This is a genomic window from Mycoplasmopsis glycophila, assembly GCF_900660605.1.
GTDB lineage: Bacteria > Bacillota_I > Bacilli_A > Mycoplasmatales > Metamycoplasmataceae > Mycoplasmopsis > Mycoplasmopsis glycophila.
Genome location: NZ_LR215024.1, coordinates 356,053 through 379,871, shown reverse-complemented (window position 1 = coordinate 379,871; position 23,819 = coordinate 356,053). Strand labels below are relative to the sequence as shown.

Sequence of the window (23,819 nt, the reverse complement as noted above, 5' to 3'; positions counted from 1 at the left end):
AAGTATTTACCTTATTTAAATAATAAATTTGAAATCAAGCACGTTGTTTCTCCTTCTTCTTCAAAAACAGGTAATAAAGTTAAAGATTATTCTGCAAATATCCCGGTTATGCATAATGGTGGTCTTTTGATTTTTGGGCTTGCTTCTTTTGGGAAAGGTAGAATTTTTACCGAAGAAGGAATTTTAGATACTTTTTTAGATAATATTAAAAACTCAATAGATACTGAACTTATTTACATTCGTGATGAAGCACATCGAGCTAATGAATCTAATAAATTAATTGAAGATACACAAAAAGCTAATGATAAATTAAAAGAAGCTGCTCATTTTTATATTGAAATGACCGCAACTCCACAAAATATTGATGATTCAATTATTGTCGAAATTACAGAAAAAGAATTAAAAGAAGATTCAACAAAACTATTAAAAGAAAGATTAGTTTATAACGAAGGAATAAATGAATTAGATGAAGATGAAATTGAAAATATAGATTTACTTGCAAAAGCTTGCGAAAAATTCAAAAAGATTAAGGAAGCATACATTGACAAAGATAACAAATATGGTCTTAAAGGAATTAATCCAGCAATGTTAATTCAAGTTGAAAATAAAACGCAAGAAAATCAAGAAGAATTTGAAAAAACAATTGAAGAAATTAAAACAGTTCTTAATAAGTATCATTTAAACTGGGTTACATATTTTTCAGATGATAAAAAAGATTCAAGTGGTAGAGAAGAAATTTCGTTGGAAAAAATATCAAAAAATAATTCTGATGTTGATATAATTATCTTTAAAGTAGGCCCTTCCGTAGGATGAGATATTCCTAGAGCTTGTATGCTTGTGCAACTTAGAAACGTTTCTTCTAAAACGTTAAGCATTCAAACTGTTGGAAGAATCAAAAGAAATCCAGCAGTAAAAGATACTAACAATGAGAATTGAGATTCAAAAAATCCTGCTTTTTCTTACTATATTTATTCTTACTCAAAAGTTCCTTCGATTGAACATTACGCTTCTTTCGTGCTTAAGCGAGAGTATAAAAATACCGAATTTATATCGGGTGTGATAGATAAAAAGCAATACTACGATTTTAAAAGGTCAATTGAATATCAAAACAAAATATTAGAGCTTATAAATACTTCGCAAATAGAAGAAAAGTGTGAATTACTTACCGCAGAATTTAAAGAAAAAGGAAAGATTGTTTTTGAAAGTGAAAATCTTTTAAATACAGATAAAAAGATCATTAGCAAAGCTATTTTTAATACTATTGATTTAGCTTTAGCTAATGAAGAGTTAATTGGAAAACAAAAAAATTATTGAAACGAAAAACTTAAAGGTGAAGTTTTAAGCAAATTAAAAGATGTAGCAAAAGAACTAAATTTAAGCTACGAACTTGTTGTTTATGCTTTTTTTACAATCTGTAAAAGTGAAATCAGAAAAATATACTTGAGTTTTCAAGAAGAACAACACAAAGCTAAAAAAGGAGTTGATTATAAAATCGTCAAAACAAAACTTCCTGATTTTGTTTCGGTAGAAAAAATAGAATCGACATATAAATTAAACGTATTAAAACTTAAACTTGAAGAAAATTTAAATATTAAATCAGCATATCAAAGTTATTACTTATCAAAAGAAGTACGTGGTTCGAAAAAAATAAAAGAAGAAGATAAGTTCCTTATTTATAGTTCAAATCCAGAAAAAGAATTCTTAAATAAATTAAGAACATTTTTAGATCTAAAAATCAATAATATACAGCCAATTCAAACATGAGCTATCAATCCAGTTCATACAGGTGTCTATTTCGAATACATTGACGGAACATCAAAAGATATTCGAAAATCTTTCCCGGATTATATTTTAAAAATAAAAGATCATTTCGTGGCAATCGAAGTTAAATCAATCAATGATTATGATGAAGAAAAAACCAAAAAAATCATGGAAGGTTATAAAGAGTTTTTCTACCAAAAAGACTTAAAAATTATCAAAGATTCATTCACATTAGTTGTCTTTAAACCAGAAGAAGATAAATTCAATGGAATGTCTACAATTGAAAATGTTAACAATAAAATCCAAGATTATCATAGACTGAAAGATCTTTTAAATGACATCATTAAAGATGTGGAAAATAACGTTTAAAATTACATTTAAGCTTCAAATTAAACAACAAAGATGAACAAAAAAACGAAAGATGAAATTAAAATTCTCTTTCGTTTTTTCTTTTCTTAATATCCATACAACAACAGTCCTAAAGTAATTCCTTGGTTAAATTACTTTAAGGTTGTTTTAGATATTGATTAATTATAATTTAATTAAATTTTTCGTTAAGTAAATTTACAACAATTTCATTTGAAACTTTAGGGTTAACTTGTCCACCTGTTTGTTTCATAATGTCGCCTAAAATAAATTTAATAACTCTTTCTGGGCGTGTTGGGTATTCTGATAAAAGAGCTTCGTTTTTCTCCATGATTTCGTTAGCTAATTTAGTAATTAAGTTTGGATCTGTAATTTGTTTTAGGTTGTGCTGATCTAAAAGATCGTCGACATTACCTTCAAAGTTTTGAAGTAATGGAATTAATTTTTTAAGTGATTTACCTGAAATAATTTCATCATCTAAAAGCTCAAGAGCTATTTTGATGTGCTCTGGTTTGATGTTTACTTGGTAGGCAGGAACTCCTTGCGCATTTGCTAATGAGACAATTTCAGCAAAAAATACTTTTGCTAGTTTGTTTTTGTCTTCATAATTAATTGAGTCAAAATATTTAGCTAATTCAAAATCATCAATAAGTGATGCAACATAGATGTTTGGGATATTAGATTCAAGATAACGAGCTTCTTTTTCAAGTGGAAGTTCTTGTAAAATAACATCATCGACAAATTGATTTGAAAGCTTAATAAAAGGAATATTTGGTTCAGGGAAGTATTTGTAATCAACTGTTCCTGTTTTAGTTCTCATAACAATGTTAGAGTTTGTTTTATCATCAAATCTTTTAGTTTGTTGCAAGATTTCTTGTCCAAGCATAATTTTTTTACGTTGTTCAACAATTTCGAATTCAATTGCTTTTTTAATATTTGAAAGTGAATTCATATTTTTGATTTCAACTTTGGTTCCAAATTTTGGATAACCTTTAGGACGAAGTGAAATATTAATATCAGCTCTTAAACTTCCTTGCTCGAGTTTAGCTTCAGAAATTTCAAGTGATAAAGCGATTTTTTTAATCATATCAACATAAGCAGCTGCTTCTTCAGCACTTCGAATAACTGGGTGAGTAACTATTTCGATGAGCGGGATTCCGGCACGGTTGTAATCTAACTTGGTTCCATCTTCATCGTGATGTTGTCTTGCAGTATCTTCTTCAAGGTGAATACGTTCAATTGCGATTTTTTTAAGTCCTTCGCTAGTTTTGATTTCAACGTATCCTTCTTTACCAATTGGTCTATAAAATTGAGTGATTTGAAAACCTTTTGGTAAATCTGGATAAAAATAATTTTTACGGTCGAAGTGTAATTCACGATCAATTTCCATGTGAAATGCTTTTGCTAAAGCAATAGCGAATTTAACTGCTTGTTTATTAATTAAAGGTAAAGTTCCAGGATAAGCTAAATCAATTTGATTTGCACAAGTATTAGGGGCGGCATTAAAATTAATTTCAGCAGGCGAAAACATTTTAGTTTTGGTTTTTAATTCTAGGTGAATTTCAATTCCAATAATAGTTTCAAAATTATTCATTACTTACCTCCCTTAATTAATTCTTCGAAGTATTCGGCAATACCAAGTAATTTAGCATCTTCATAAATTTTTGCATCAATAGCTAAACTAAAAGGTAAATTTTGATGTGTTGCAAGCGGGATTGTTAAAGATGGGTTTCCAACTAAATTACTTCCAGTTAGAATGTAATCCATAACTCCATATGAAGCTGGATTAGCAAATAAAGGAGCAACTCCACCATAAGCTGGATAAATAACTGCATCAGCTTGTTCATGAAGACTTGTTAAATAATTTTTAATAACTCTTCTTGCTTTTTGTGCTTTAATAAAAATTTCAGCTTGATTTTCTTGATAAAGGAAATAACTACCAAGACTTAGTCTTTCTTGTACCATTTTTCCAAATTTCAAGCTACGTGTTTGTTTCATAACTTCTTCTCATGAATCACCATTAACACGATTTCCGAACGCAACACCATTTAAGTTCGAAAGATTTGATGAAGCTTCTGAGAAGCTTACAATTTGATAAACTGGCTTAATTGTTTTTAAAATAGTAAGATTTGGTTTAATTATTTGTACCTCTACACCTTCATTTTGAAGTTTTTGTACAAAATTGTCAAAAGCTACTTTGACATATTCTTCAACGTTTTCGCTAAAGTCAAGTGCAATAACTTTAGTTGGTTTTGTTTTAGTAACATTGTCAATTGCTACTTCAACTGTAGTCATATCTTTTTCATCTTTACCAAAAACACTTTGTGAAATACAAATTAAATCATTAACATTGTGTGCAAAATAAGCTACAGTATCAAGCGAAGAAGCGTAAGCGAACATTCCATAACGACTAATTGCACCATATGAAGGTTTGAATCCAGGTACACCATTGTAACTACCAGGTAAACGAACAGAATCTCCTGTATCACTTCCAAGTGCAATACCAATATTAGAAGTAAAGGTAGCAGCTGAACCAGATGATGAACCACCAACAAATCTTTGTGGATCTTTTGGGTTAACAATTAATCCAAAACCACTATGTGTTCCTGTTCCACCAAGTGCTAGTTCATCATTGTGAACTTTAGCAAGTGCTATAGCGCCTTCATTAAGTAATTTTTCCACAACAGTTGCATTGTAACTAGGTTGGAAATTTTCTAAAAGTTTTGAACTAGCTTGGGTTGGTAAATCATCTGTTGCAAAAACATCTTTAATTGTTAAAGTTGCATTGGCTAATTTACCAGATTGAGTAATTTGTTTTGGTGTGCTATAAATATGAGCCACAGCATTATTATGATCATTTTGTAGCTCTGCAAGAGCTAAAGAAGCATTACCTAAATTTTGAAATTTTCTGAAATTAGCCATTATTTAACCACCTTTGTTAAAATTACATAATCACTATCTTTATCTGCTGCATTTTTTAAAATATCTTCTTTTGTGATGCTTCATGTTGTATTTACTTCATCGTCTCTTAAAAAGTCAATTTGATAATTTTCGTTAATATGAGTCATTGGGTCAATGTTTGCAAGATCTAGTTCATCTAATCAACTTAATTGTTTTTGAATTTCTGTTCAATTTTCTGTAATATGTAAAAGTACATCATCAGTAGGTTCAAACATAAGTGAGCTAACAATGTCTTTTAGTTTATCTTTATCCATTTTTAACATATCTTATTTTCTCCTTCTTATTTTGGTCATTTTGGAAGTGAATAAAATTCAACTTTATTTAAATAAGCAAGCTCATTTTTAAGTCCATTTAATTGAAGATAATATGAATGAAGCATTAAACGTGAAGCTTTTTTACCACCGTATTTTTTATCACCATAAATTGGTTTTCCAATGTTTTGAAGTGCAACTCTAATTTGATGTTTTCTTCCGGTTAAAATTTCTGCCATTTTACGCTTACCATCAAAAGTTAAAATAGTAATAGCTTTCTTGCTATTTTCAACAGGTGTTCGTGAAGCTTTCATTTTCCCTGTTTGATAGTCTTTAAACATATAAAGTTCAACAACACGTTTTTCTTCTTCGAAATCGCTTAAAAATAAATATTTTTTAGTAAAGTGTTTGCTATTATCATTTAAAGCTACTAGAGCTAAATAAGTTTTCGCGTAAAGAATGATTCCGCTAGTATCTTTATCTAAACGTCCTACATGAGATGGCTTAAAACTATCTACTTGTTTATATTTTAAATATTTGAGTACTTGATTATCAAGGCAATTATTATCACCATGCACCTCTACTCCACATGGTTTGTTAATGACTAAAATATTGTCATCTTCATATAAAATTTCTAATTGCAGAAACTGAGTTGGAGTTTCTTTAACTTGCTCTTTTTGAACATCTGTAGCACCATAAACTACAATGTGATCGCCTTCGCTAACAATTAAACTTTTATCGTTTGTTCTTTTACCATTTACTTTAATATCTTTTTTTCTGAAGAGCTTTTCTAACTTGCTGATTGGCAAATTATTTAAATACTTAATTAAAAGTTTAAACAAAGTTCGCCCTGCATCATTTTTGGTTGCAATTAATTCAAACATAAATTATCTCCTTATTTATTAAAAAATAATCCTTTCTATGGATTATTCTTCTCTTTGACTACTAAATAAATCAAACTCATTGCTTGATTCATTGTCAAGTCCTTCAATATAATTAAAATCATTAAGCGAAGGTAAATCTCTCATTGTAGAAATTTTAAAATAATCATAAAACTTGTTAGTTACTCCGTATAAAACTGGATGACCAACAGTTGGAGAAATACCAACTTCTTCAATTACACCTTTAGCAAGTAATGTGTTAATAACCTGGTCACTAGCTACACCACGAATTGTAGCAATTTGACCTCTTGTAATTGGTTGTTTATAAGCAATAATTCCAGCTACTTCAATAGCAGCATTAGAAAGTTTTTGTTTTTTAGTTACAGAAACTAATTTTTGAATATATTCTTTAACACTTTCTCTGGTTGCTAATTTATACACTTCATTAAAAGAGACAACTTTAAGACCACGTTCTTGCTCATTAAAGCTTTTTAGAAAATCTTGTAAAACTTTTTTAGCTTCAGCTAAATTATTTAGCGCAAAAATTTCTTGAACTTGTTCTAAAGTTAAACCATCATCACCTTGAATATATAAAAGCGCTTCTAAAATTTTATTCTTCATGGAAATCTCCTTTAATTATTCTTAATTTATCAAATTGATTATCTTGTTCAATTTTAAGGTATTGTTGTCTCGCTAAATCTAACAGAGCAATTAAAGTTACAATAAAGTGTTTTAAACTTGGTTGATTAAAAATTTCTTCAAATTCTAACGTTTTTCTAGTTGCTAAAAGTTCTTTAATTTTGACCACTTGTTCAGCAGGAGTTAAATTAAAATTATCAATTTTAGTTTGACGAAGTTTATTCGCATAAATTCTCTCAAACATTTTCCGAAGCACAGAAATAAGCTTTACAGGGTTAGAGTGACCATCTAATTGCGAATTATCATCATCTAAAATAAACTCATCTACATTACTTGGTTTTTTGATAAAAATTTCTTGTCTTTCGTCCTCAAATTTTTTCAAAGTGTCTTTGAGGTTCTTAAATTGTTGATATTCGATTAATTGTTGTAAAAGTTGTTGTTTTTCTTGTTCTACTTCTTGTTGTTCTTCTTCATTTGGATTATCTAAAAGAAGTTTGGCTTTGAGTTGAATTAGCGAAGCGGCCATAACTAAATAATCGCTAGCTAAATCAATTTCGCTTTCACGAATTTGTGAAATAATTTTTAGATATTGATTTGCTATTTCAAGTAAATTAATTTCAAACAAACTAATTTTTTTATCTTTAACAAGTGATAAAAGTAAATCAAGTGGACCATCAAAATTTTGGAATTTGAAAGTATATTCTTCAATCCGAAAGTCTTCAGAATTAGTTTGATTTACTAAATTTTCATTATTGTTGTTCATATTTATTTATTTCATCAGAAATTAATTTTCTAACTTTTTCTCCTAGTGCTTTATTATCTTGACCGACAAAAGTACTTGCTTTAATTGGTTTTAAAAATGAAACTGTAACTTTAAGACGTCCTTTACGACTTGAATCTAACGCTTTTTCTGAATTTACAATTGCTACAGGAATAATATTTAAATAATTCTTTTCAGCAGTTTTAAATGCACCAGCTTTAAACTCACCTAATTCTTTACCAGCTACTCTAGTTCCTTCAGGGAAAATAACACCATAAGTTTTCTTTTCTTTAATAAAATCACCGAACTCCATTAACTTCGCAATACTTTCTCTAAAGTTTTTACGATCAATAGTAAAAGTATCTAAAACAGTCAAAGCATTCCCAATAATAAATTTCTTTTCTAACTCTTTTTTAGCAACAAAAGTAGGAATTTTGTGTGCATCATCGTTTGCTTGAGTTTGCTTTCTTAAAGCATAAATTAATGCTAAAGCATCAAAATTTGACTTATGGTTAGGCGCAAGAATAACACCACCTTTATTTGGTAAATTATCAAGTCCGACTACTTCCATATCAATATTGTGAATATTCATAATTTTTTTCGATAATTTTAAAAGATAGCTAAAACGTTCGTTTTCTGATAGCATTTCAGGTGATTTTTTATGTTTTCTAGCTCAACTTCATAATTTTCTCGCTCTAAAAAGTCAAGGTAAAGCAAAAATCATTTTCTTAAGTTTTATATTAAATGCAAATTTCTTCATATTATCTCCTAATTTTCAATCACAAAAGCAATTAACGTATCGCCATCATGACTAATAGAAATACTAAAATTCAAAAAAGTTCAACGGTGATTCTTTTTTATAAGTTCAATTTTTGAATAGCTAAAATAATCATTATTAGCTTTAAAAATAGCTTCCTTAATCGCTCATGCGCGTGCTAAAAAAAGTGGTTTTTTCGCATCTTCAAGCATTAAAAATTTTTCAAATTCACTACTTGATAAAATTCTATGTGCAAAAGCAAGAGAAGCATTTTCAAATCTTGAAATTTTAGTAATGTCTACACCAATATTTTTCATAATTTTAATTATAAAATAATGTTGTTTTTTTCTTATATAAAAGCACTAAAACTTCGCTTTAGTAGCGAAGTTTTCTATTCTGAAATAGTAAGTTCAATTGTGTATGAACCAATTAATACAGATTCAGTATTTACAACTCTTGATAAAGAGTATTCAAACATATAATAATGTGGTGCATCAAATTGTGTTTTTGTTCAGTTAGAAACTAATTCGAAAGTTTGTTCGCTTCCGTCTTCCATTGGAATTACTAATGGAAACTCAAAGTTTTGATCTTTTTTAAGTAAAACTGTTGTAGAACCTGCAAAAATATTAATTTCTTGTTCTGAAACTTCAATACGGTTGTGAACATCAGAGTTTGGTTCTGTAAAAGAGAAAACAGTAAAATTACCTTCTTTAGTAATTTCTACTGGTGAAGAAAACTCAATAACTTGTTGTTCTCCGTTTTGGTGGATTGTTGATTTAAAATTAATTTTCATTATTATCTCCTGTTATTATTTTAATCTTTCTAATACTACTTTTTCACCGAATAAGAAAATCGCTTTAGCTAGTTCAGGGCCATGAGCGTTAAAAGTAGTTGCTAAACGAATTGGCATAAATAAATTTTTACCTTTAACTCCTAAATTAGAACTAGTTTCATTAATAGCTTCTTGAATCATTTCAATTGAAAAAGGTTTTTCGTTTAATTTGTTTTTTAAAATATTAGCAAATTCAGTAATAACTTTTTGATCATTTTCAGAAAGTTCTACATCAAGTTCATTTTTAACATTTAAATAATCATTTAAGTAATTTTTAAGTTCAGTAAGAGTCACGCAGCTTTGCTTATAAGTCGAAACAAAAAGTTTTAATCATTCAAAATCTAATCCTAGCTGTTCTAAATTCATCATTTGGATTAATTGTTCATCATCTTTTTCTTTAAGATAGTGTTTTGAGAATCAATTCATTTTACTAATATCAAATTTTGAAGGACTTTTGCTTAATCTTTCAGGATCAAATTTTGCAATTAACTCTTCTTTACTTAAAATTTCTTGCGCATCTGCACTTGTTCACCCTAAAAGAGCAAGGAAGTTAAAGATACCTTCAGGCATGTAACCTTCATTTTTGTAATCTTCAATAAATTGTTTTAGTGTTAAATCTCTTTTTGAAAGTTTTTTACCTTCCATATTAGTGATAATTGTAAGGTGTCCAAATCTTGGTGCTTCTCAATTTAAAAATTGATAAATAGCTAATTGCTTAGGTGTATTTCCAATGTGCTCTTCACCTCTTAAAACGTGAGAAATTGACATATCATGATCATCAACTACTACGGCAAAATTATAAGTTGGGAAACCATCAGATTTGTAGATAACTCAATCTCCAAGATCACTTGAGTTAAATTTAATTTCACCACGAACAATATCATCTCAAGCATACTCAACATTATCTGGCATAGCTAGACGAATTGAATATTGACCAAGTTTATCTCTTCTTTCTTTTTCTTCTTCTGAGATTTTAAGTCAATTTCTATCGTATCTAAAGCTTGGAATTCCTTTAGCATCACTTTCTGCTTTTTGATCATCAAGTTCTTCTGTTGTGTCATATGCCTTATAGGCAAAACCTTTGTTCAATAACTCTTTAGCTACTTCTTGATATCTTTCTAATTTTTCGCTTTGTCTGTACTGTCCACAAGCAGGGTTTGGTTTAAATGGACTTTCATCAGGAATAATTCCAAGTCAAGCTAAATTATCAAGTTGTGAAGCTTCTCCACCTTCAACATTTCTTTTAACATCAGTATCTTCAAGCCTGAAGATAAAATCACCACCAAAATGTTTTGCAAATAAATAACAAAATAGCGCTGTTCGAGCTCCCCCGATGTGTAAATACCCTGTTGGGCTAGGAGCATAACGTGTACGAATCTTCTTCATAAATTCTCCTTTTTGAATAAACAATTTTAATTTAAAATAAAAGGTTTTTCTTCTTTATATAAGTTTATTTAAATTATATTGATTTGTACAAAAAACCATTATAAAAAGTTTTATAATTATTTATGCATCGTTAGCTCAGTCGGTAGAGCAGCTGGCTCTTAACCAGCGGGTCGCAGGTTCGAACCCTGTACGATGTACCATTTCACATTTGTGACCAAAATAGAGGTACGATATGCAAAGTAAAATTTTAATTAAAAATGCTTGCGTTTTAACGATGGAAAAAGAGGAAATTTTAAAAGATCAAAACATCTATATTTTAAATAATAAAATTTTTCACGTCGGAAAAGAAATTCAAAATTTTAATCCAACTTATGTTATTGATGCCAAAAAAAATCTTGTAATGCCCGGTTTAATTAACACGCACACTCATGTTGCCATGACATTACTTCGAAACTATGTCGATGATGTCAATTTAGAAGATTGACTTTTTAATTACGTTTTTCCAATTGAAGACGAACTAACACAAAAAGATATTTATTATGGTGCTTTAGTAGGTATTCTCGAAATGATTGCTTCTGGAACAACAACATTTTTAGATATGTATTTCTTTGAAGATATGGCTGCAAAAGCTGCTCAAAAATTAAAAATGAGAGCTTTTTTAGGTTACGGAATCGCTAAAAACGACCTTGAAGCAAGAATAATTAAAACATCAAATTTCTTCGCAAAATATGAGAAAAATAAACTAATAAACCCAATTGTTGCTCCTCATGCAATTTATACAAATAACGATAAATCACTTCAAATTGCAAAAGAGTTACAAGAAAAATTTGATGCTTTACTTACAATTCACCTTAATGAATCTCGAAGCGAAGTTGAAAACTCACTTAAAGAACATAATTTAACACCTGTTCAAAAAGTTGACCAATTTAATTTAGTTAATAGTAAAAGTATTGTTGCTCATGCTGTTCATCTAAATGCCAAAGATATTCAAACAATTAAAAAAAATGATGCTACTTTAGTACATAACCCAATTTCTAACTTAAAACTTAATTCAGGAATTATGGATTTATTAAATCTACAAAACGAAGGTATTAACATTACTTTGGGAACAGATGGTGCAGCTTCAAACAACACATTAGACATGTTTGAAACTATAAAAATAGCTTCTCTTTTATCTAAATACAAAAATAACACACCAATTGGAATTAAAGCATTTGATATTCTGAAGATGGCAACAGTGAATGCTGCAAAAGCATTACAAATGGAAAATGAGCTTGGTAAAATTCAAAAAGGTTTCCTTGCTGATTTAATAATTGTAGACATTAACAATCCTGCACACAAACCTCAAAACAACATCATTAACTCACTAGTTTATTCAACTAGCAAAGGGGACGTTTTAACTACTATAGTTAACGGTAAAGTTCTCTATGAAGATCGCAAATTCAAAATTATTGAACAAGAGCAAATTGAAAAAATACTTAACCAAGTAGAAAAAATAATTAAAAGAGTTTCTAAAAAAATACAAAAAAACTAAAAAGAACAAAAGTGTTTTTTCTGCTAGCAACTATTTTTTGCAAATCTGGCGCAAAAACAAAGGAGATAAAATGTATTTAGAACTAAAATTCATCATTGGTTTTTCGCCCTTTTTTATCATAGTATTTTCACTATTCTTTTTTATGGTGAAGATGAGAAAAAGATTGGATACAACACTTACTTTTAAAAGTTGTTTTAGTCTTGTTTACAAGAAAATAATATTACTAAATGAACATAAAAACTCTTATGTGACAAATGCTATTTTTTTAAAAGCATGAAATATCTTTAAAGCTAAAATAGAAAAACAAAATAAAACTTGTCTAATACTTGTTTTAGGTTCATGAATTTGATTTATTTGCTCTATTCTTTTAATTCCAATAGAGATGCTCATAGATCGAGATAATGTAATTGTTGCATATATTTCAATGGGACTAACAGGAGCTATCTCAATTTTGCTTTCGTTACTTATTTTTCCGTTTTTTTACACTAGAAAAAGAAAAATAAAACAAGTTGATCAAATATTAAGTAATTGAACATTCGACGAAAATGATTTATATTTTGATAAAAAATATAGCCAAAATAATGAGTTTTTAGAAGATTCATATATTGAGTTTAAATGACAACCTTACATGTATGAATTACCTTTTAAAATAATCAAAATTAATGTAAGAGAATTTACTGATGCTTTCGAAGAAAATAAGGCAGAAAATCTTTGATTTACATACTTTATTATTTGAGGAATACATCTAATCCCTTCCGAATTTCAAAATTCAAATATCGAATCTGTTTATCAAGAATACGTAAATAGCTTTAGTGAAGAACTTGAAAAACAAAACATCAAATATTAAATTTGCAAACAAAAAGCACCTAGCAGAATTTTGTTAGGTGCTATTTTTTGTTTATTATTTACAAAGTAAGCTATTAATTCCCTGCGTTTCCAAGTTGTAATGAAGAAAAAAACGAATACACCTACAAATAAGGCGTATTCGTTTTTTGTACTTTTAAATTACAATGATAGACCATCCACTACATATTGAAAATCACTATATATTTTGTTTAATTCCTTATGTTCTGGGTCTAAATTATTCTTGATTTCACTTACAACTTTACCATTCACAGTCTTTGTTGTGATTGTTATAAGTTTCAATGCATCTATAAACATATTCATTGTGAGTTTTTGGATCTCTCCATTATCTTTATAAAATTTCTTTAATTTATAAATGCAATATTTCAAAACAATTAGAGACAAAAAGCATAAAAACACATGAGATTGAATATGTTCATCTTTATAGACGTACATCGGTCTAACTTCGATTGCTGATTTTAAAGTTCTAAAACCTTCTTCCACTTTTCATTGTCCCTTATATATTTCATTCGCTTCTTTTGAATCTATATTTGTTATGTTGGTTTCAATCATATAAAAACCATCTTCATTAGCGACTTTTTTAATTTTTTCGATATTTAATCTTCCAACTGTTTTACCATCTACATCCATATACTTTTTCTTATATTCAGGAACCAAAGCACTTAATGGAAATTCACCGTTAATAGATTTTTTCTCCAATTTATTAATAAGATTTTGTCTTTTTATTTTGTCTAAAGTTTGTTTTGAAGGGCTAAAATAGACAAATTGTTTTCTAAAGGTATCGCTATATCTTTTTTTATTTTTATTTTTAGCTCAAACAGATTGGACGAGTCTAGATTTAGTAAAATAATCATTTTCCTGAACAAACCCTTGATCATTTACTATAAATGCTTTATCTTCTTTTCCAAGAATATCAATACGTTTCTGAACTATATATTTATATCCTTTTTGTTCTAAATATCTTAAATTTGCATTTTGACTAATACCTTTATCAGCAACTATTACTGTGTCTTTTGTTTTGTAAATTCTTTGCATTTCAATTAAAAATTTCACAAGAGTTTTAGAATCTCCAGTATTTCCTTCGAAGACTTTATAGTGAAAAGGAATACCATTATTATCAACTGCCATAGCCACAACAATTTGATCTTCATCATGCTTTCCGTCTTTAGAAAAACCTCTTTGTCTCAAACCATCTCTTGAAAAACTTTGAAAATAAACAGTTGTATTATCAAAATGCATTAATTTTGTGTTTCTAGTTGTCAATTCTTGCATTTTGTTATAAATATTGACTAAAATTGTATTTTTATATTCTAAAAAAGTATCAAAATAGTTATAAATTGAAGATTTTTTTACATCTATCTCATGTAAAAAATCATTTTTGTTTTTGTATTGACAAATATAACTTCTTGGTTGAATTATTCTTGTTGCAACAATAAATTCCAATACTTCTTCTAAAGATTTGTGTTTAGTTTTAGGTAATCCTTTAAATAAATCTAGTTCTTTAATTACTTTATAAATAAGTTCAATACCAACGTTTTTCACATTTGTTTCGACAGATGTTGGGTTAAGCAATTGGAAAAATTTGGTTTTAACTTCAATTTTATCTTCTCCAACAGGAACCAATCTAGCAATTGGTTTTAAATCATCGATGTTTTGTAGAGAATATTTTTCTTTAATTTCTTCTCAATAACCTAATCCAACTAAATTCCCAATCCCTTTACCGTATCCTTTTGATATTCCTAATGCAATGTAAATCCCTTTTGGGTTTTTTCTTTTATACAAAATGTAGTTGCTCATATTTATATTATACATTATTATCATTGTAATCATTGTAAAAAGTTAAAATAATTGAAAATGGTACTTATATACAATGTATATAAGTAATAAGGTAAAAGGTATAAAAAAGAGCTTCCAACTTGGAAACTCAGGAAATTCAAATATCGAATCTGTTTATCAAGAATACGTAAATAGCTTTAGTGAAGAACTTGAAAAACAAAACATCAAATATTAAATTTGCAAACAAAAAGCACCTAGCAGAATTTTGTTAGGTGCTATTTTTTGTTTATTATTTACAAAGTAAGCTATTAATTCTTTCTTTTGTAGGTTCGAAAACTAAATATGTTCCTGCAACACAAGCATCAGCTCCAGCTTTAAAGCACATTGGTCCTGTTTCAGCATTAATTCCACCATCTACTTGAATTAAATAGTCATAATTATTTTTAATTCTTTCTTCTTTAAGTTGTTTAATTTTATCCAGTGCGATTGGCATAAATTTTTGTCCGCCCTTACCAGGTTCAACAGACATAACTAAGACTAAAGCTAATTTATCTAAAAAAGGTTTAATTTCATCAACTGATGTTTCTGGTTTAATAGCTAAACCAATTTTTAACTCATGATAATGTGTTTCTAAAAAATCTTCAAATTTTTCTAAATCGTCCATAATGGCTTCATAATGAAAAGTAATAATATCACAAATTTCCGAAACAAGCGGCACATAATCATAAGGATTGATAACCATTAAGTGTGCATCTTTAATATGTTTTAATCCTTTTTCATCTATTTCTTTTATTTCTTTAACTGGAATAGCTGTATTTGGAACAAATTCACCATCCATAATATCATAGTGAATTCATTTGATTCCATTTTTAATAAGTTCATTAGCAACATGAATTCTCTGACCTTCTTCAATGTTTAATAAACTTGGTGTAACGTATTTTTGCATAATTCCCCCCTATTTAATCTCACTTAATAATTTTAAATAATTTTCATATCTAATCAAAGGAATGGAAGATTTTCCAACATTTTGTTTCACATAACATCACTCGATTGGTTCGTTTGAATGTAAGCAAGAACGAAATTTACACATCTTGCTATAAGTAGCAAAAGTGCGATAACTTTGCGCTAATTCAATTTTTGAAAGATCTAAATCTAACGAAGAAAAACCAGGTGTATCAATTAAATAACCAGAATTAAATGGAATGATTGTAACAACTCTAGTTGTGTGTTTTCCGCGTCCTAATGCCTTTGAAATAGCTTGTGTTTCATAGTTGTAATTTCCCAAGCTATTAAGTGTTGTAGTTTTACCAACACCACTTTGACCCATGAAAACAGAATATTTTTGAACTAAAGATTTTTTGATTTTATCAATCACATTAGAATCGAAATTTGTATTATCAATTAGAAAAACTTCATAACCCATGTTTTGATAATACTCTGATCATTTTTTGCTATTTTCTAGATCAAGATCGATTTTGGTAAAACACAAAATCGGTTTAATTTGTTTTTGCTCAATAATTGCTAAATATTTGTCAACTAAATAAGGTTGAAATTCAGGTTCTTTAATTGACATAAAGACAAACATTTGATCAACATTAGCAACTTTTGGACGTATAAAAGAATTTCTGCGCTCTAAAACTTCAACAATTTTTCCTTCTGACACAATCACTTCATCACCAACTATTGGATGAATTTCTAAATATCTTAATTTACCTGCAGCTGGAATAGTAATTTCTTCTTGATTATTAACCAATTTATACATTCCTGCCACAATTGAAAAAACTTTATATTGATTATTTTTCATAATTTTAAAGAACCGAAATTAAAACAAAAATTGTAATGATTAATGAAGAAATAACAGAGATTGAAATTATTAAGAAAACATTGCTATTAATAAAGTCAGGTAAGTTCTTTTTTGGTTTTCCTGTTTTTTGTGAGATTGGATTTTCTAAAATGCGTTCTGTTTTAAAAACTGTTTTAAGATCATTAATAAACTCTCAAACATCTTTATAACGATCTTTAGCATTTTTAGCAGTTGCTTTGAGTACTACATTTTCAAGTGCTTGCGGTATATTTCGATGGTCTCGAGGGCGTGGAAACGATGAATTACGGTGCATTAAAATGGTTTGATCATCTCTTTCGCCTTCAAAAGGATAATTACCAATTAACATTTCATAAAGAACAACTCCAAGTGCATAAATGTCAACAGCTTTAGTTATTTTTGCATTTTTAGTGCTTAATTCAGGAGCTGCATAATAAGGACTACAAATTACGGCATTAGTTTTTGTCAGTCTTTGTGTTTCTTCCCCAATGGAAATTCCTAAATCAATGAGCTTGATATTTTGCGATTTATCAACTAAAATATTTTGACTTTTAATGTCTCTATGAATAATCCCATGAGAGTGGACTTCACCAATTGCTTCTGCAATTTGCTTTGCAAAGTTAACTGCTAATTTTGTATCGAGTTGCCCGTTATCTTTAATTTTCGAATATAAAGTAATACCTTCAATGTACTCCATGACATAATATTGTTCCTTGTCATCTTCATACTCGTCAACTAATTTTGGGATTCTTTTTGAGTTTATTTTTTTGAGAAGTTCTTTTTCGTTACGAAAACGTTTTTTATTAGTTTCATTAAAATCGTTGTGACGATATTTAAGAGCAAATGGTTCATTAGTAGCTTTATCATGGACAAGAAAAACAGTTCCCATTCCACCACCACCAATTTTGCTTTTGATTTCGTACTTTTCATAAATTTTAGAAGTTTTAGTGATATTCATTTTGCACACCTTCCTTGGTACCAAAATCAACAACTATTGCACTCATATTATCATTTGATTGGCTAATTACAGCTCTTGAAATAAAATCTTCAACTAATTGCTCGGCATCTTTATCTTGAGAAATTAAGTGTTGTAGTTCATTGTGATATAAAAACTCATGTACACCATCAGAGGTTAAAAGTATTTTTTGGATATTTTCATAACTTTTAGCTTCAAGATCATAAATTTCAATTGTTGTATTTAAATTAGGTCCAATAGCACTAGTTAAATATCTTGAATTTTCATGACTAAAAGCATTATCGCTATCAATTCCTTTATCTACTAGTGAATTTCCAAAATTCTGATCACGAGTAATTTGAATTAACTCATTTTTGTTAGTGTAAACATATGCTCTTGAATCACCTGCGTTAAAAATAAAAATTCTTTTTTCTTTCGGAATAATTAAAGCTGCTACTAGTGTAGTTCCCATGTGAATTTTCGCAGAATCCTGCTCAGCAGCTTTTTTGAGCTCTCTTTTTGCTTCTTCAATTGCTGTAGTGATTCATTTTTTTGATTGAATCGGATCTTGATAAATATATTCCTCATTAAATGAAACAGTTAATGAATTAATTAAATTACTTGCAGCAAAATCACCAAATGAATGGCCACCCATTCCATCGCATAAAACAGCTAAAATATGACCATAATCATTTGTGACAACAGCAACTCGGTCGTCGTTTTTAGCTCGATAATCTCCTTTAAAGGATTTTGATGCAAACTTAATCAATTTGTAATTCCTTATGTAAGATGCTTCTAATTTCTTCTGCTGCTCGATTAGGTTCGTCATTAATTATTTGGTATTTGAAAATATCACATTCTGCAAGTTCTTTTTCTGCTTTTAAAAGTCTTAATTTTAAAGTTTCATCATCCTCACTACCACGGTTGATAATTCTACGTTTTAATTCTTCAATTGAAGGAGGTAAAACAAAAATAGTAATTAGGTTGTATTTTTCTCGATTTTTTGAGTCCATAAGTTTTGCAATAACTTGTTTGGCTCCGCCTGTTTCAATTTCAAGCATAGGAACTTTATGTTTTTTATGAATTCGATCTAATTCTGAATATAAAGTTCCATAGTAATTACCAAGGTGATATGAAAATTCTAAAAATTTAAATTTCTTAATCTTGTCTCTAAATTCATCAACATCAATAAAATGATAGTGAACACCATCAAGTTCACCTTCTCTTTTTTTTCTAGTTGTAGCAGAACAAGATAATGAAAGATTTAGTTCATCAAAATTAAAAAGCAATCTTTCGATTGTACCTTTTCCAACACCACTTGGACCACTAAAAATAATAATAGGATTTTTCTTTTTCACTTCTCTACTCATAATTAAGTTTTATTATAGCATTTTAGTACATAAAATCTGGAAATTATGGTTAATATTTGATTTTGTTTTTTCATATTCAACCAAATAAATTGAAGCAAAATTTAGTAAAATAATGATACTTGATGCAAATCAAAGAAAAAAGTATATTTCAGTAGGAGTAAAATGTTTTATAAATACAATAAACCTAAAGGAATTTATGCTAATAAAGCTATTCGTGATTTAGGTAAAAAAATAAACACCAAAAAAATCGGGCATACCGGAATTTTAGATCCATTAGCAAGTGGTTTAATGATTGTCGCGACCGAGGAAGATACTAAATTATTACAATATATTGAAAATAAAACTAAAACTTATTTAGCAAAGTGTAAATTTGGTTTTAAGTCAGATTCATATGATATTGATACTGAAGTTATCAATCTCAATCTTCCATTAGTTACTAAAGACGAAATTTTAAAAAGTATTGAAATTGTGAAACATTTTACAGAACAAATCCCTCCAATTTATAGTGCTAAAAAAATAAACGGAAAAAAGGCATACGATTATGCTCGTGAAAAGCAACAAATAAACTTAAAACCTCAAAAAATTAAGATTTATAAACTAGAATTAATAGATTTTTCTTTTGAAAAGCAAGAAGCAACTTTCTATATGCACGTTTCAGAAGGAAGCTATGTAAGAAGTATTCTTGTAGATATTGCAAAGCAATTTAATAATAGCTGCGTAATGACAGAATTAAAAAGAATTGCTTGTGGTAATATTGAATTAAATTCATTACTTGAAGATTGCTACGAAGAAATTAAAATTGACCAAATTATTCAGTTACCTAAATTCAAATTAAACGATTATGAAAAAGAACAACTCAAATATGGCAGAAGATTTTCTAGCAAATTACCAAATGGTGTTGTTTTTGCTTTAAATTCAAAAAACGAAATTGCAGCAATTGGTGAGATTAAAGAGAATAGGTTCGCTCCTAAAAAAGTATTTACAGAAAGGTTGAAATAAATTATGAATATCAAAAATTTAAAACAAATGATTAAACTAGCAGCATTTGATGTTGACGGAACACTTTTACCAAATGCATCACTCAAATTCTCGGACAAGACAAAAAGTGTTTTCCCTGCTCTTAAAGCAAATGGAATTACAACAGTAGTTAGTACAGCTAGAGAATTTGCCACAATTGGAGATTTTTTAGAACAACTAGCTCCAGTTGATTATTTCATTGGTGCCAACGGAGCATTTATTTGAAATAATAAAGAAAAGAATTTTTTATATAAAAGTACATTAGTGAAAGAAGAAGTGATTGACTTATATAACAAGTTCAAAGATCAAATGAATGGTTTTTCAGTAACAGATTTTAATAAAGTCTACAAATCACCATCATTAAATCTAGATTCTTGATTTATTAAACCTTTCAAACATAATTATCACAACTTCGAAGAAGCTATGCTTTCTCGTACAGATTTGTTCGTTATTACTATTAATTGCGACAACACAAGAGAACTCAGTGATCAAATTGAAAAATATATTATTGAAAATAATTATGAAATGGAAATTTCAGCAAGATGAACAAAAGGATTTTTCATCAGTCCTAAAAACATTACTAAAAGTAATGCTCTTGAAAAACTAGCTAAACATTTAAATTTAACAATGGACAATATCATTGCTTTTGGAGATAGCTCAAACGATTACGAGATGATTCGCGATGCAGGTTACGGTGTAGCTATGGAAAGAGCAAATGATAAAATCAAACGTGTTGCTAACGATGTAGCAATTGATTGTGAATATGATGGAGTTTACTGAAAATTAAAAGAATTAAAACTTATTTAATATGTCAAAAAAAGATAAAGTTATAATTTACCAATTCGATGAATTTGTTCCAAAACAAAACGACAATTTTATGATTGGTGCTTTTGAATCATTTCACATCGGCCATCAAACAATTTACAATGAAATGCTAAAAAAGAAAAGCAACGGTCGAAAAGTACTTATAACTTTTAATAACGATGATTTGCCAATTAGCAAAAGTCAAGCTTTTACAGATCGAACTGCTAAATACTGATCGCTTGCTCAACTTGAATTCGACTGTATTGTAGAGCTTAATTTCTCAAAAATTGGATTAATGCAGCCCGAGCAATTCCTCCAAAAATTAACAAATAATTTGCCTGTCAATATCTTTGTAGGTGAAGATTTTAAATTTGGAAAAGGAGCAAGTGCTACCTCACATGATATTGCAAAATTCCTACCATTAGCAAATGTTTATATAATCCAATTACTCAAGCAAACAGGTATAAAAATTAGCACTTCCCTACTTAAAGAAAAATTATTATTTGGAGAAATTGAAGATTTAAATAAATATTTAGTCAATAATTACACCATTTCTTTTAAAATAAGCAATATTGATCCAAATACCGTAATGCGTGATAACTTGAAATATACTCAAATTCACCCAGGAATTTACTGTGGAATTTTCTATGACCAAAAATACGCATTCTACGGCCTTTTGCACATTAATACGAAGCAAAAATGAGAGTATATTTTAGTTGATAATGAAGAATATGAACCTTCGAAAAATCAATTTTTATACTTTGAATTTGATTCGGAAATTCGTTTAATTAAGTCACATTTAGACGATGAAATTAAGAGTATTGACATTGAAAAAACAAGAGAAAAATTCACTTTCTAGTTTTATTTAAAGTGTTATAATAAATAAGCAAATTTACTTTCAAAATTGCAAAAAACATAAATTTTATTCTTGGTATTACTTTTTAAAAGTAATAACTAGGAATAAAACATAATACAAAATCAAGGAGATTATTATGGTTTCAAAAGAAAGAAAAGCCGAATTAATTAAAAAATACGGAAAAAATGAAAAAGATACAGGTAACGCTGTGGTTCAAATCGCTATCCTTACAGAAGACATCGAATCACTTAAACCTCACTTCTTAAAAAACCCTAAAGACAACCACTCACGTAGAGGTTTCTTGGCTAAAATTGCACAACGTAAAGTTTTACTTAAACACTTAAAAGAAAATGATTTAGAAACTTACTCAAAAACTTTAGTTGAACTTAACATCCGTAAATAATAATATTCAGACAAATCTTTTAGTACGTTGTTTTTGCGAACAAAAACGTATTAAAAGATTTTTTTGTTTTTTATTTGTACATATCTCGAAAAAAAATATTTATATAATGGGAGGAAAAATGGAAACAAATAAAAATATCACAATTGATTCTGAAAAAGAAATCAAGGATGCAATTAAAGAAATTGAAAAAAAATACGGTAAAGAAGCAATAATGTTGCTCGGAGATATCCCTGATGTTTCGATCGAAACTTTTCACAGCGGAAGTTATGCTTTAGATAAAGCGTTAGGAATCGGTGGTTTTCCAAGAGGTAGAATTATTGAAATTTATGGTCCTGAAAGCTGTGGTAAAACAACACTAGCATTACATGCTATTGCTTCAATTCAAAAATCTGGCGGAATTGCCGCACTTATTGACGCAGAACATTCAATTGATCCTGGTTATGCTGCAAATATAGGTGTAGATGTCGATAATTTAATTCTTTCACAGCCAGATTCGGGTGAACAAGCTTTAGAGATTGTTGATATTCTAGCTAAAACAGGGAAAGTTGATTTAATTGTTGTTGATTCAGTTGCTGCATTAGTTCCAGAAGCTGAACTACATGGCGAAATGGTTGATCAACAAATAGGTTTACAAGCACGTTTAATGTCTAAAGCACTTCGTAAAACAACAGGTAGCTTAAATAAAAATAAAACTGCAATTATTTTTATTAACCAAATTAGAGAAAAAATTGGTGTAATATTCGGAAATCCCGAAACAACACCTGGAGGCCGTGCTTTAAAATTTTATTCAAGTATTCGAATCGAAGTACGTAAAGGCGCAACAATTAATGAAACTAAGGACATCATTGGTAACGAAATAAAATTCAAAGTAGTAAAAAATAAATTATCAGCTCCTTACAAAACCGCTACTAGTGAAATTTATTTTGCTCGTGGAATCGACAACTGAGGCGAATTAATTGATATTGCTGTTGAAGAAGGAATCTTAGATAAAAAAGGTTCATGATATAGCATCAATGATAAAAACATTGCTCAAGGCAAAAAAAATATGAAAGAGTACCTAGAAAAAGATTTAGATCTACAAAATAAATTAATCGAAATAACAAAAAAATAATTTGCAAAAAATTTTAAAGTATGTTAAAATATTATTAATGCTTGTCACAGACAAGAATGAGATAACTATGAGTTATCACTGCTTGCGATATATCCCGCCTTTCACTTAAATAATAAGCAGTAAGGGGAGCAAAACATTGTTTTGCTCCTTTTTCATTGCTTTTTGTGTAAAAAGCACAAAAAAAACGACTAAAAAGTCGTCTTTAAATTTCTTTTGTTACTTTGTTATTTTTTCTTGTATTCATTTTCTTTTTGCATTTCTTTTACGCTACCCATTGTGTAATTCAAAAGATTTCGAAAACCACTTCTAGTTTCTTTTAATTTATAAACAAATGGAGAATACATATAATTTGGATGGTTAAGTTTAAAACTTCCAACCCCTTGTCTTTTTGAATTATTAAAAGATAAAACTACAAAGTTGACAATATCGTTAGGAAATAAAATATCAGTTGCTTTATGTTTGTGAAAATCACTAATTTCATTTCTATAAATTAAAAAACGCGCAGCATCTTTGGTTTCTAACACAGCAAATTTTTTACCAACTTGTAAAACTTTTCCTACTACAATATCTCTATTTTTATATTCCATAATATTAATTATAAATAAAGAGAAAATAAAAAATAAAATTTTTAATAAAATAATTTTTAGCACTATATTATAGATATTTTCGTACTAATAAAAAAGAAAAAAACTTGTTATAATTATAACGATTAA

At 28.5% G+C, this 23,819-nt stretch carries 26 protein-coding genes and 1 tRNA gene; 10 read left to right on the top strand and 17 right to left on the bottom strand.

From position 1 onward, the window contains the following. Positions 1-108 precede the first annotated feature (108 nt). On the top strand, positions 109-2,130 hold the full coding sequence (locus EXC46_RS01485) for a DEAD/DEAH box helicase (RefSeq protein ID WP_044888930.1): 2,022 nt from the start codon (positions 109-111) through the stop codon (positions 2,128-2,130). A gap of 169 nt (positions 2,131-2,299) precedes the next feature. On the opposite strand, the gene gatB is transcribed toward EXC46_RS01485, so the two are convergent. The 10 genes from gatB to gltX form a co-directional block, all read right to left on the bottom strand. Next, positions 2,300-3,721, bottom strand: a complete 1,422-nt coding sequence (gene gatB, locus EXC46_RS01480; protein WP_027333783.1) for an Asp-tRNA(Asn)/Glu-tRNA(Gln) amidotransferase subunit GatB — start codon at positions 3,719-3,721, stop codon at positions 2,300-2,302. Beyond that, positions 3,721-5,049: an amidase family protein gene (locus EXC46_RS01475; RefSeq protein ID WP_044888931.1), complete on the bottom strand. Its 1,329-nt coding sequence runs from the start codon at positions 5,047-5,049 to the stop codon at positions 3,721-3,723. The genes gatB and EXC46_RS01475 overlap by 1 nt, the downstream gene beginning before the upstream one ends. Further along, a complete protein-coding gene (locus tag EXC46_RS01470) occupies positions 5,049-5,351 on the bottom strand; it encodes an Asp-tRNA(Asn)/Glu-tRNA(Gln) amidotransferase subunit GatC (RefSeq protein WP_027333785.1) in 303 nt (100 codons plus the stop codon). Before EXC46_RS01470 ends, EXC46_RS01475 begins: the two co-directional genes overlap by 1 nt. A 17-nt stretch (positions 5,352-5,368) precedes the next feature. Continuing rightward, positions 5,369-6,223: a pseudouridine synthase gene (locus EXC46_RS01465; RefSeq protein ID WP_027333786.1), complete on the bottom strand. Its 855-nt coding sequence runs from the start codon at positions 6,221-6,223 to the stop codon at positions 5,369-5,371. A gap of 42 nt (positions 6,224-6,265) precedes the next feature. Further along, entirely contained in the window at positions 6,266-6,841 is a 576-nt protein-coding gene (gene scpB, locus EXC46_RS01460) for an SMC-Scp complex subunit ScpB (protein ID WP_027333787.1), read from the bottom strand. Continuing rightward, a complete protein-coding gene (locus tag EXC46_RS01455) occupies positions 6,831-7,622 on the bottom strand; it encodes a segregation/condensation protein A (RefSeq protein ID WP_044888932.1) in 792 nt (263 codons plus the stop codon). The genes scpB and EXC46_RS01455 overlap by 11 nt, the downstream gene beginning before the upstream one ends. Then, positions 7,609-8,379 carry a lysophospholipid acyltransferase family protein gene (locus tag EXC46_RS01450; RefSeq protein ID WP_044888933.1) on the bottom strand — a complete coding sequence of 257 codons (771 nt, stop codon included), beginning with the start codon at positions 8,377-8,379 and terminating at the stop codon, positions 7,609-7,611. Before EXC46_RS01450 ends, EXC46_RS01455 begins: the two co-directional genes overlap by 14 nt. An 8-nt stretch (positions 8,380-8,387) precedes the next feature. Beyond that, on the bottom strand, positions 8,388-8,693 hold the full coding sequence (locus tag EXC46_RS01445) for a 4'-phosphopantetheinyl transferase superfamily protein (protein WP_027333790.1): 306 nt from the start codon (positions 8,691-8,693) through the stop codon (positions 8,388-8,390). A gap of 74 nt (positions 8,694-8,767) precedes the next feature. Next, complete coding sequence (locus tag EXC46_RS01440) at positions 8,768-9,169, bottom strand: hypothetical protein (protein WP_027333791.1); 402 nt, start codon at positions 9,167-9,169, stop codon at positions 8,768-8,770. Positions 9,170-9,184: 15 nt separating this feature from the next. Beyond that, positions 9,185-10,594 (bottom strand): glutamate--tRNA ligase, encoded by a 1,410-nt coding sequence (gene gltX / locus EXC46_RS01435; RefSeq protein ID WP_027333792.1) that lies wholly within the window; start codon positions 10,592-10,594, stop codon positions 9,185-9,187. Between the two features lie 124 nt (positions 10,595-10,718). Between gltX and EXC46_RS01430 the strand changes: the two genes are divergently transcribed. From EXC46_RS01430 to EXC46_RS01420, 3 genes are all read left to right on the top strand, one after another. Then, a tRNA-Lys gene (locus EXC46_RS01430) sits at positions 10,719-10,794 on the top strand. Between the two features lie 32 nt (positions 10,795-10,826). Continuing rightward, positions 10,827-12,128 (top strand): amidohydrolase, encoded by a 1,302-nt coding sequence (locus EXC46_RS01425; RefSeq protein WP_027333793.1) that lies wholly within the window; start codon positions 10,827-10,829, stop codon positions 12,126-12,128. 70 nt (positions 12,129-12,198) lie between these two features. Continuing rightward, positions 12,199-12,975 carry a hypothetical protein gene (locus EXC46_RS01420; protein WP_129622117.1) on the top strand — a complete coding sequence of 259 codons (777 nt, stop codon included), beginning with the start codon at positions 12,199-12,201 and terminating at the stop codon, positions 12,973-12,975. A gap of 158 nt (positions 12,976-13,133) precedes the next feature. Here EXC46_RS01420 and EXC46_RS01415 read toward each other — a convergent pair whose 3' ends face one another. Beyond that, positions 13,134-14,822: an IS1634 family transposase gene (locus EXC46_RS01415; protein WP_129622107.1), complete on the bottom strand. Its 1,689-nt coding sequence runs from the start codon at positions 14,820-14,822 to the stop codon at positions 13,134-13,136. A gap of 40 nt (positions 14,823-14,862) precedes the next feature. Between EXC46_RS01415 and EXC46_RS03725 the strand changes: the two genes are divergently transcribed. After that, positions 14,863-15,003, top strand: coding sequence for a hypothetical protein (locus EXC46_RS03725; protein WP_165005586.1), 141 nt, complete (start codon positions 14,863-14,865; stop codon positions 15,001-15,003). Between the two features lie 54 nt (positions 15,004-15,057). Here EXC46_RS03725 and EXC46_RS01410 read toward each other — a convergent pair whose 3' ends face one another. Genes EXC46_RS01410 through gmk form a run of 5 tightly spaced genes read right to left on the bottom strand, consistent with a single transcriptional unit; the run spans position 15,058 to position 18,915 of the window. Then, complete coding sequence (locus EXC46_RS01410; protein WP_027333845.1) at positions 15,058-15,714, bottom strand: ribulose-phosphate 3-epimerase; 657 nt, start codon at positions 15,712-15,714, stop codon at positions 15,058-15,060. Between the two features lie 9 nt (positions 15,715-15,723). Continuing rightward, a complete protein-coding gene (gene rsgA / locus EXC46_RS01405; RefSeq protein WP_027333844.1) occupies positions 15,724-16,572 on the bottom strand; it encodes a ribosome small subunit-dependent GTPase A in 849 nt (282 codons plus the stop codon). 4 nt (positions 16,573-16,576) lie between these two features. Then, a complete protein-coding gene (locus tag EXC46_RS01400) occupies positions 16,577-17,548 on the bottom strand; it encodes a serine/threonine-protein kinase (RefSeq protein WP_027333843.1) in 972 nt (323 codons plus the stop codon). Beyond that, positions 17,535-18,314 (bottom strand): PP2C family protein-serine/threonine phosphatase, encoded by a 780-nt coding sequence (locus tag EXC46_RS01395; protein ID WP_052353025.1) that lies wholly within the window; start codon positions 18,312-18,314, stop codon positions 17,535-17,537. The genes EXC46_RS01400 and EXC46_RS01395 overlap by 14 nt, the downstream gene beginning before the upstream one ends. Next, positions 18,307-18,915, bottom strand: coding sequence for a guanylate kinase (gmk, locus tag EXC46_RS01390; RefSeq protein ID WP_044888945.1), 609 nt, complete (start codon positions 18,913-18,915; stop codon positions 18,307-18,309). The genes EXC46_RS01395 and gmk overlap by 8 nt, the downstream gene beginning before the upstream one ends. Before the next feature lie 162 nt (positions 18,916-19,077). Here gmk and truB point away from each other — a divergent pair, with 162 nt between their 5' ends. From truB to recA, 5 genes are all read left to right on the top strand, one after another. Continuing rightward, on the top strand, positions 19,078-19,914 hold the full coding sequence (truB, locus tag EXC46_RS01385) for a tRNA pseudouridine(55) synthase TruB (RefSeq protein WP_027333840.1): 837 nt from the start codon (positions 19,078-19,080) through the stop codon (positions 19,912-19,914). Between the two features lie 3 nt (positions 19,915-19,917). Further along, positions 19,918-20,739 (top strand): YcsE-related riboflavin metabolism phosphatase, encoded by an 822-nt coding sequence (locus EXC46_RS01380; RefSeq protein ID WP_044888944.1) that lies wholly within the window; start codon positions 19,918-19,920, stop codon positions 20,737-20,739. A gap of 1 nt (position 20,740) precedes the next feature. Next, positions 20,741-21,595 carry an FAD synthase gene (locus tag EXC46_RS01375; RefSeq protein ID WP_052353024.1) on the top strand — a complete coding sequence of 285 codons (855 nt, stop codon included), beginning with the start codon at positions 20,741-20,743 and terminating at the stop codon, positions 21,593-21,595. Positions 21,596-21,728: 133 nt separating this feature from the next. Beyond that, positions 21,729-21,995: a 30S ribosomal protein S15 gene (gene rpsO, locus EXC46_RS01370; RefSeq protein WP_027333838.1), complete on the top strand. Its 267-nt coding sequence runs from the start codon at positions 21,729-21,731 to the stop codon at positions 21,993-21,995. 118 nt (positions 21,996-22,113) lie between these two features. Further along, positions 22,114-23,106: a recombinase RecA gene (gene recA / locus EXC46_RS01365; protein WP_129622116.1), complete on the top strand. Its 993-nt coding sequence runs from the start codon at positions 22,114-22,116 to the stop codon at positions 23,104-23,106. A 224-nt stretch (positions 23,107-23,330) separates the two neighbouring features. Here the strand turns inward: recA and EXC46_RS01360 are convergent, their stop codons facing one another. Continuing rightward, complete coding sequence (locus EXC46_RS01360; protein ID WP_027333836.1) at positions 23,331-23,693, bottom strand: S1 domain-containing protein; 363 nt, start codon at positions 23,691-23,693, stop codon at positions 23,331-23,333. Positions 23,694-23,819: the final 126 nt, after the last annotated feature.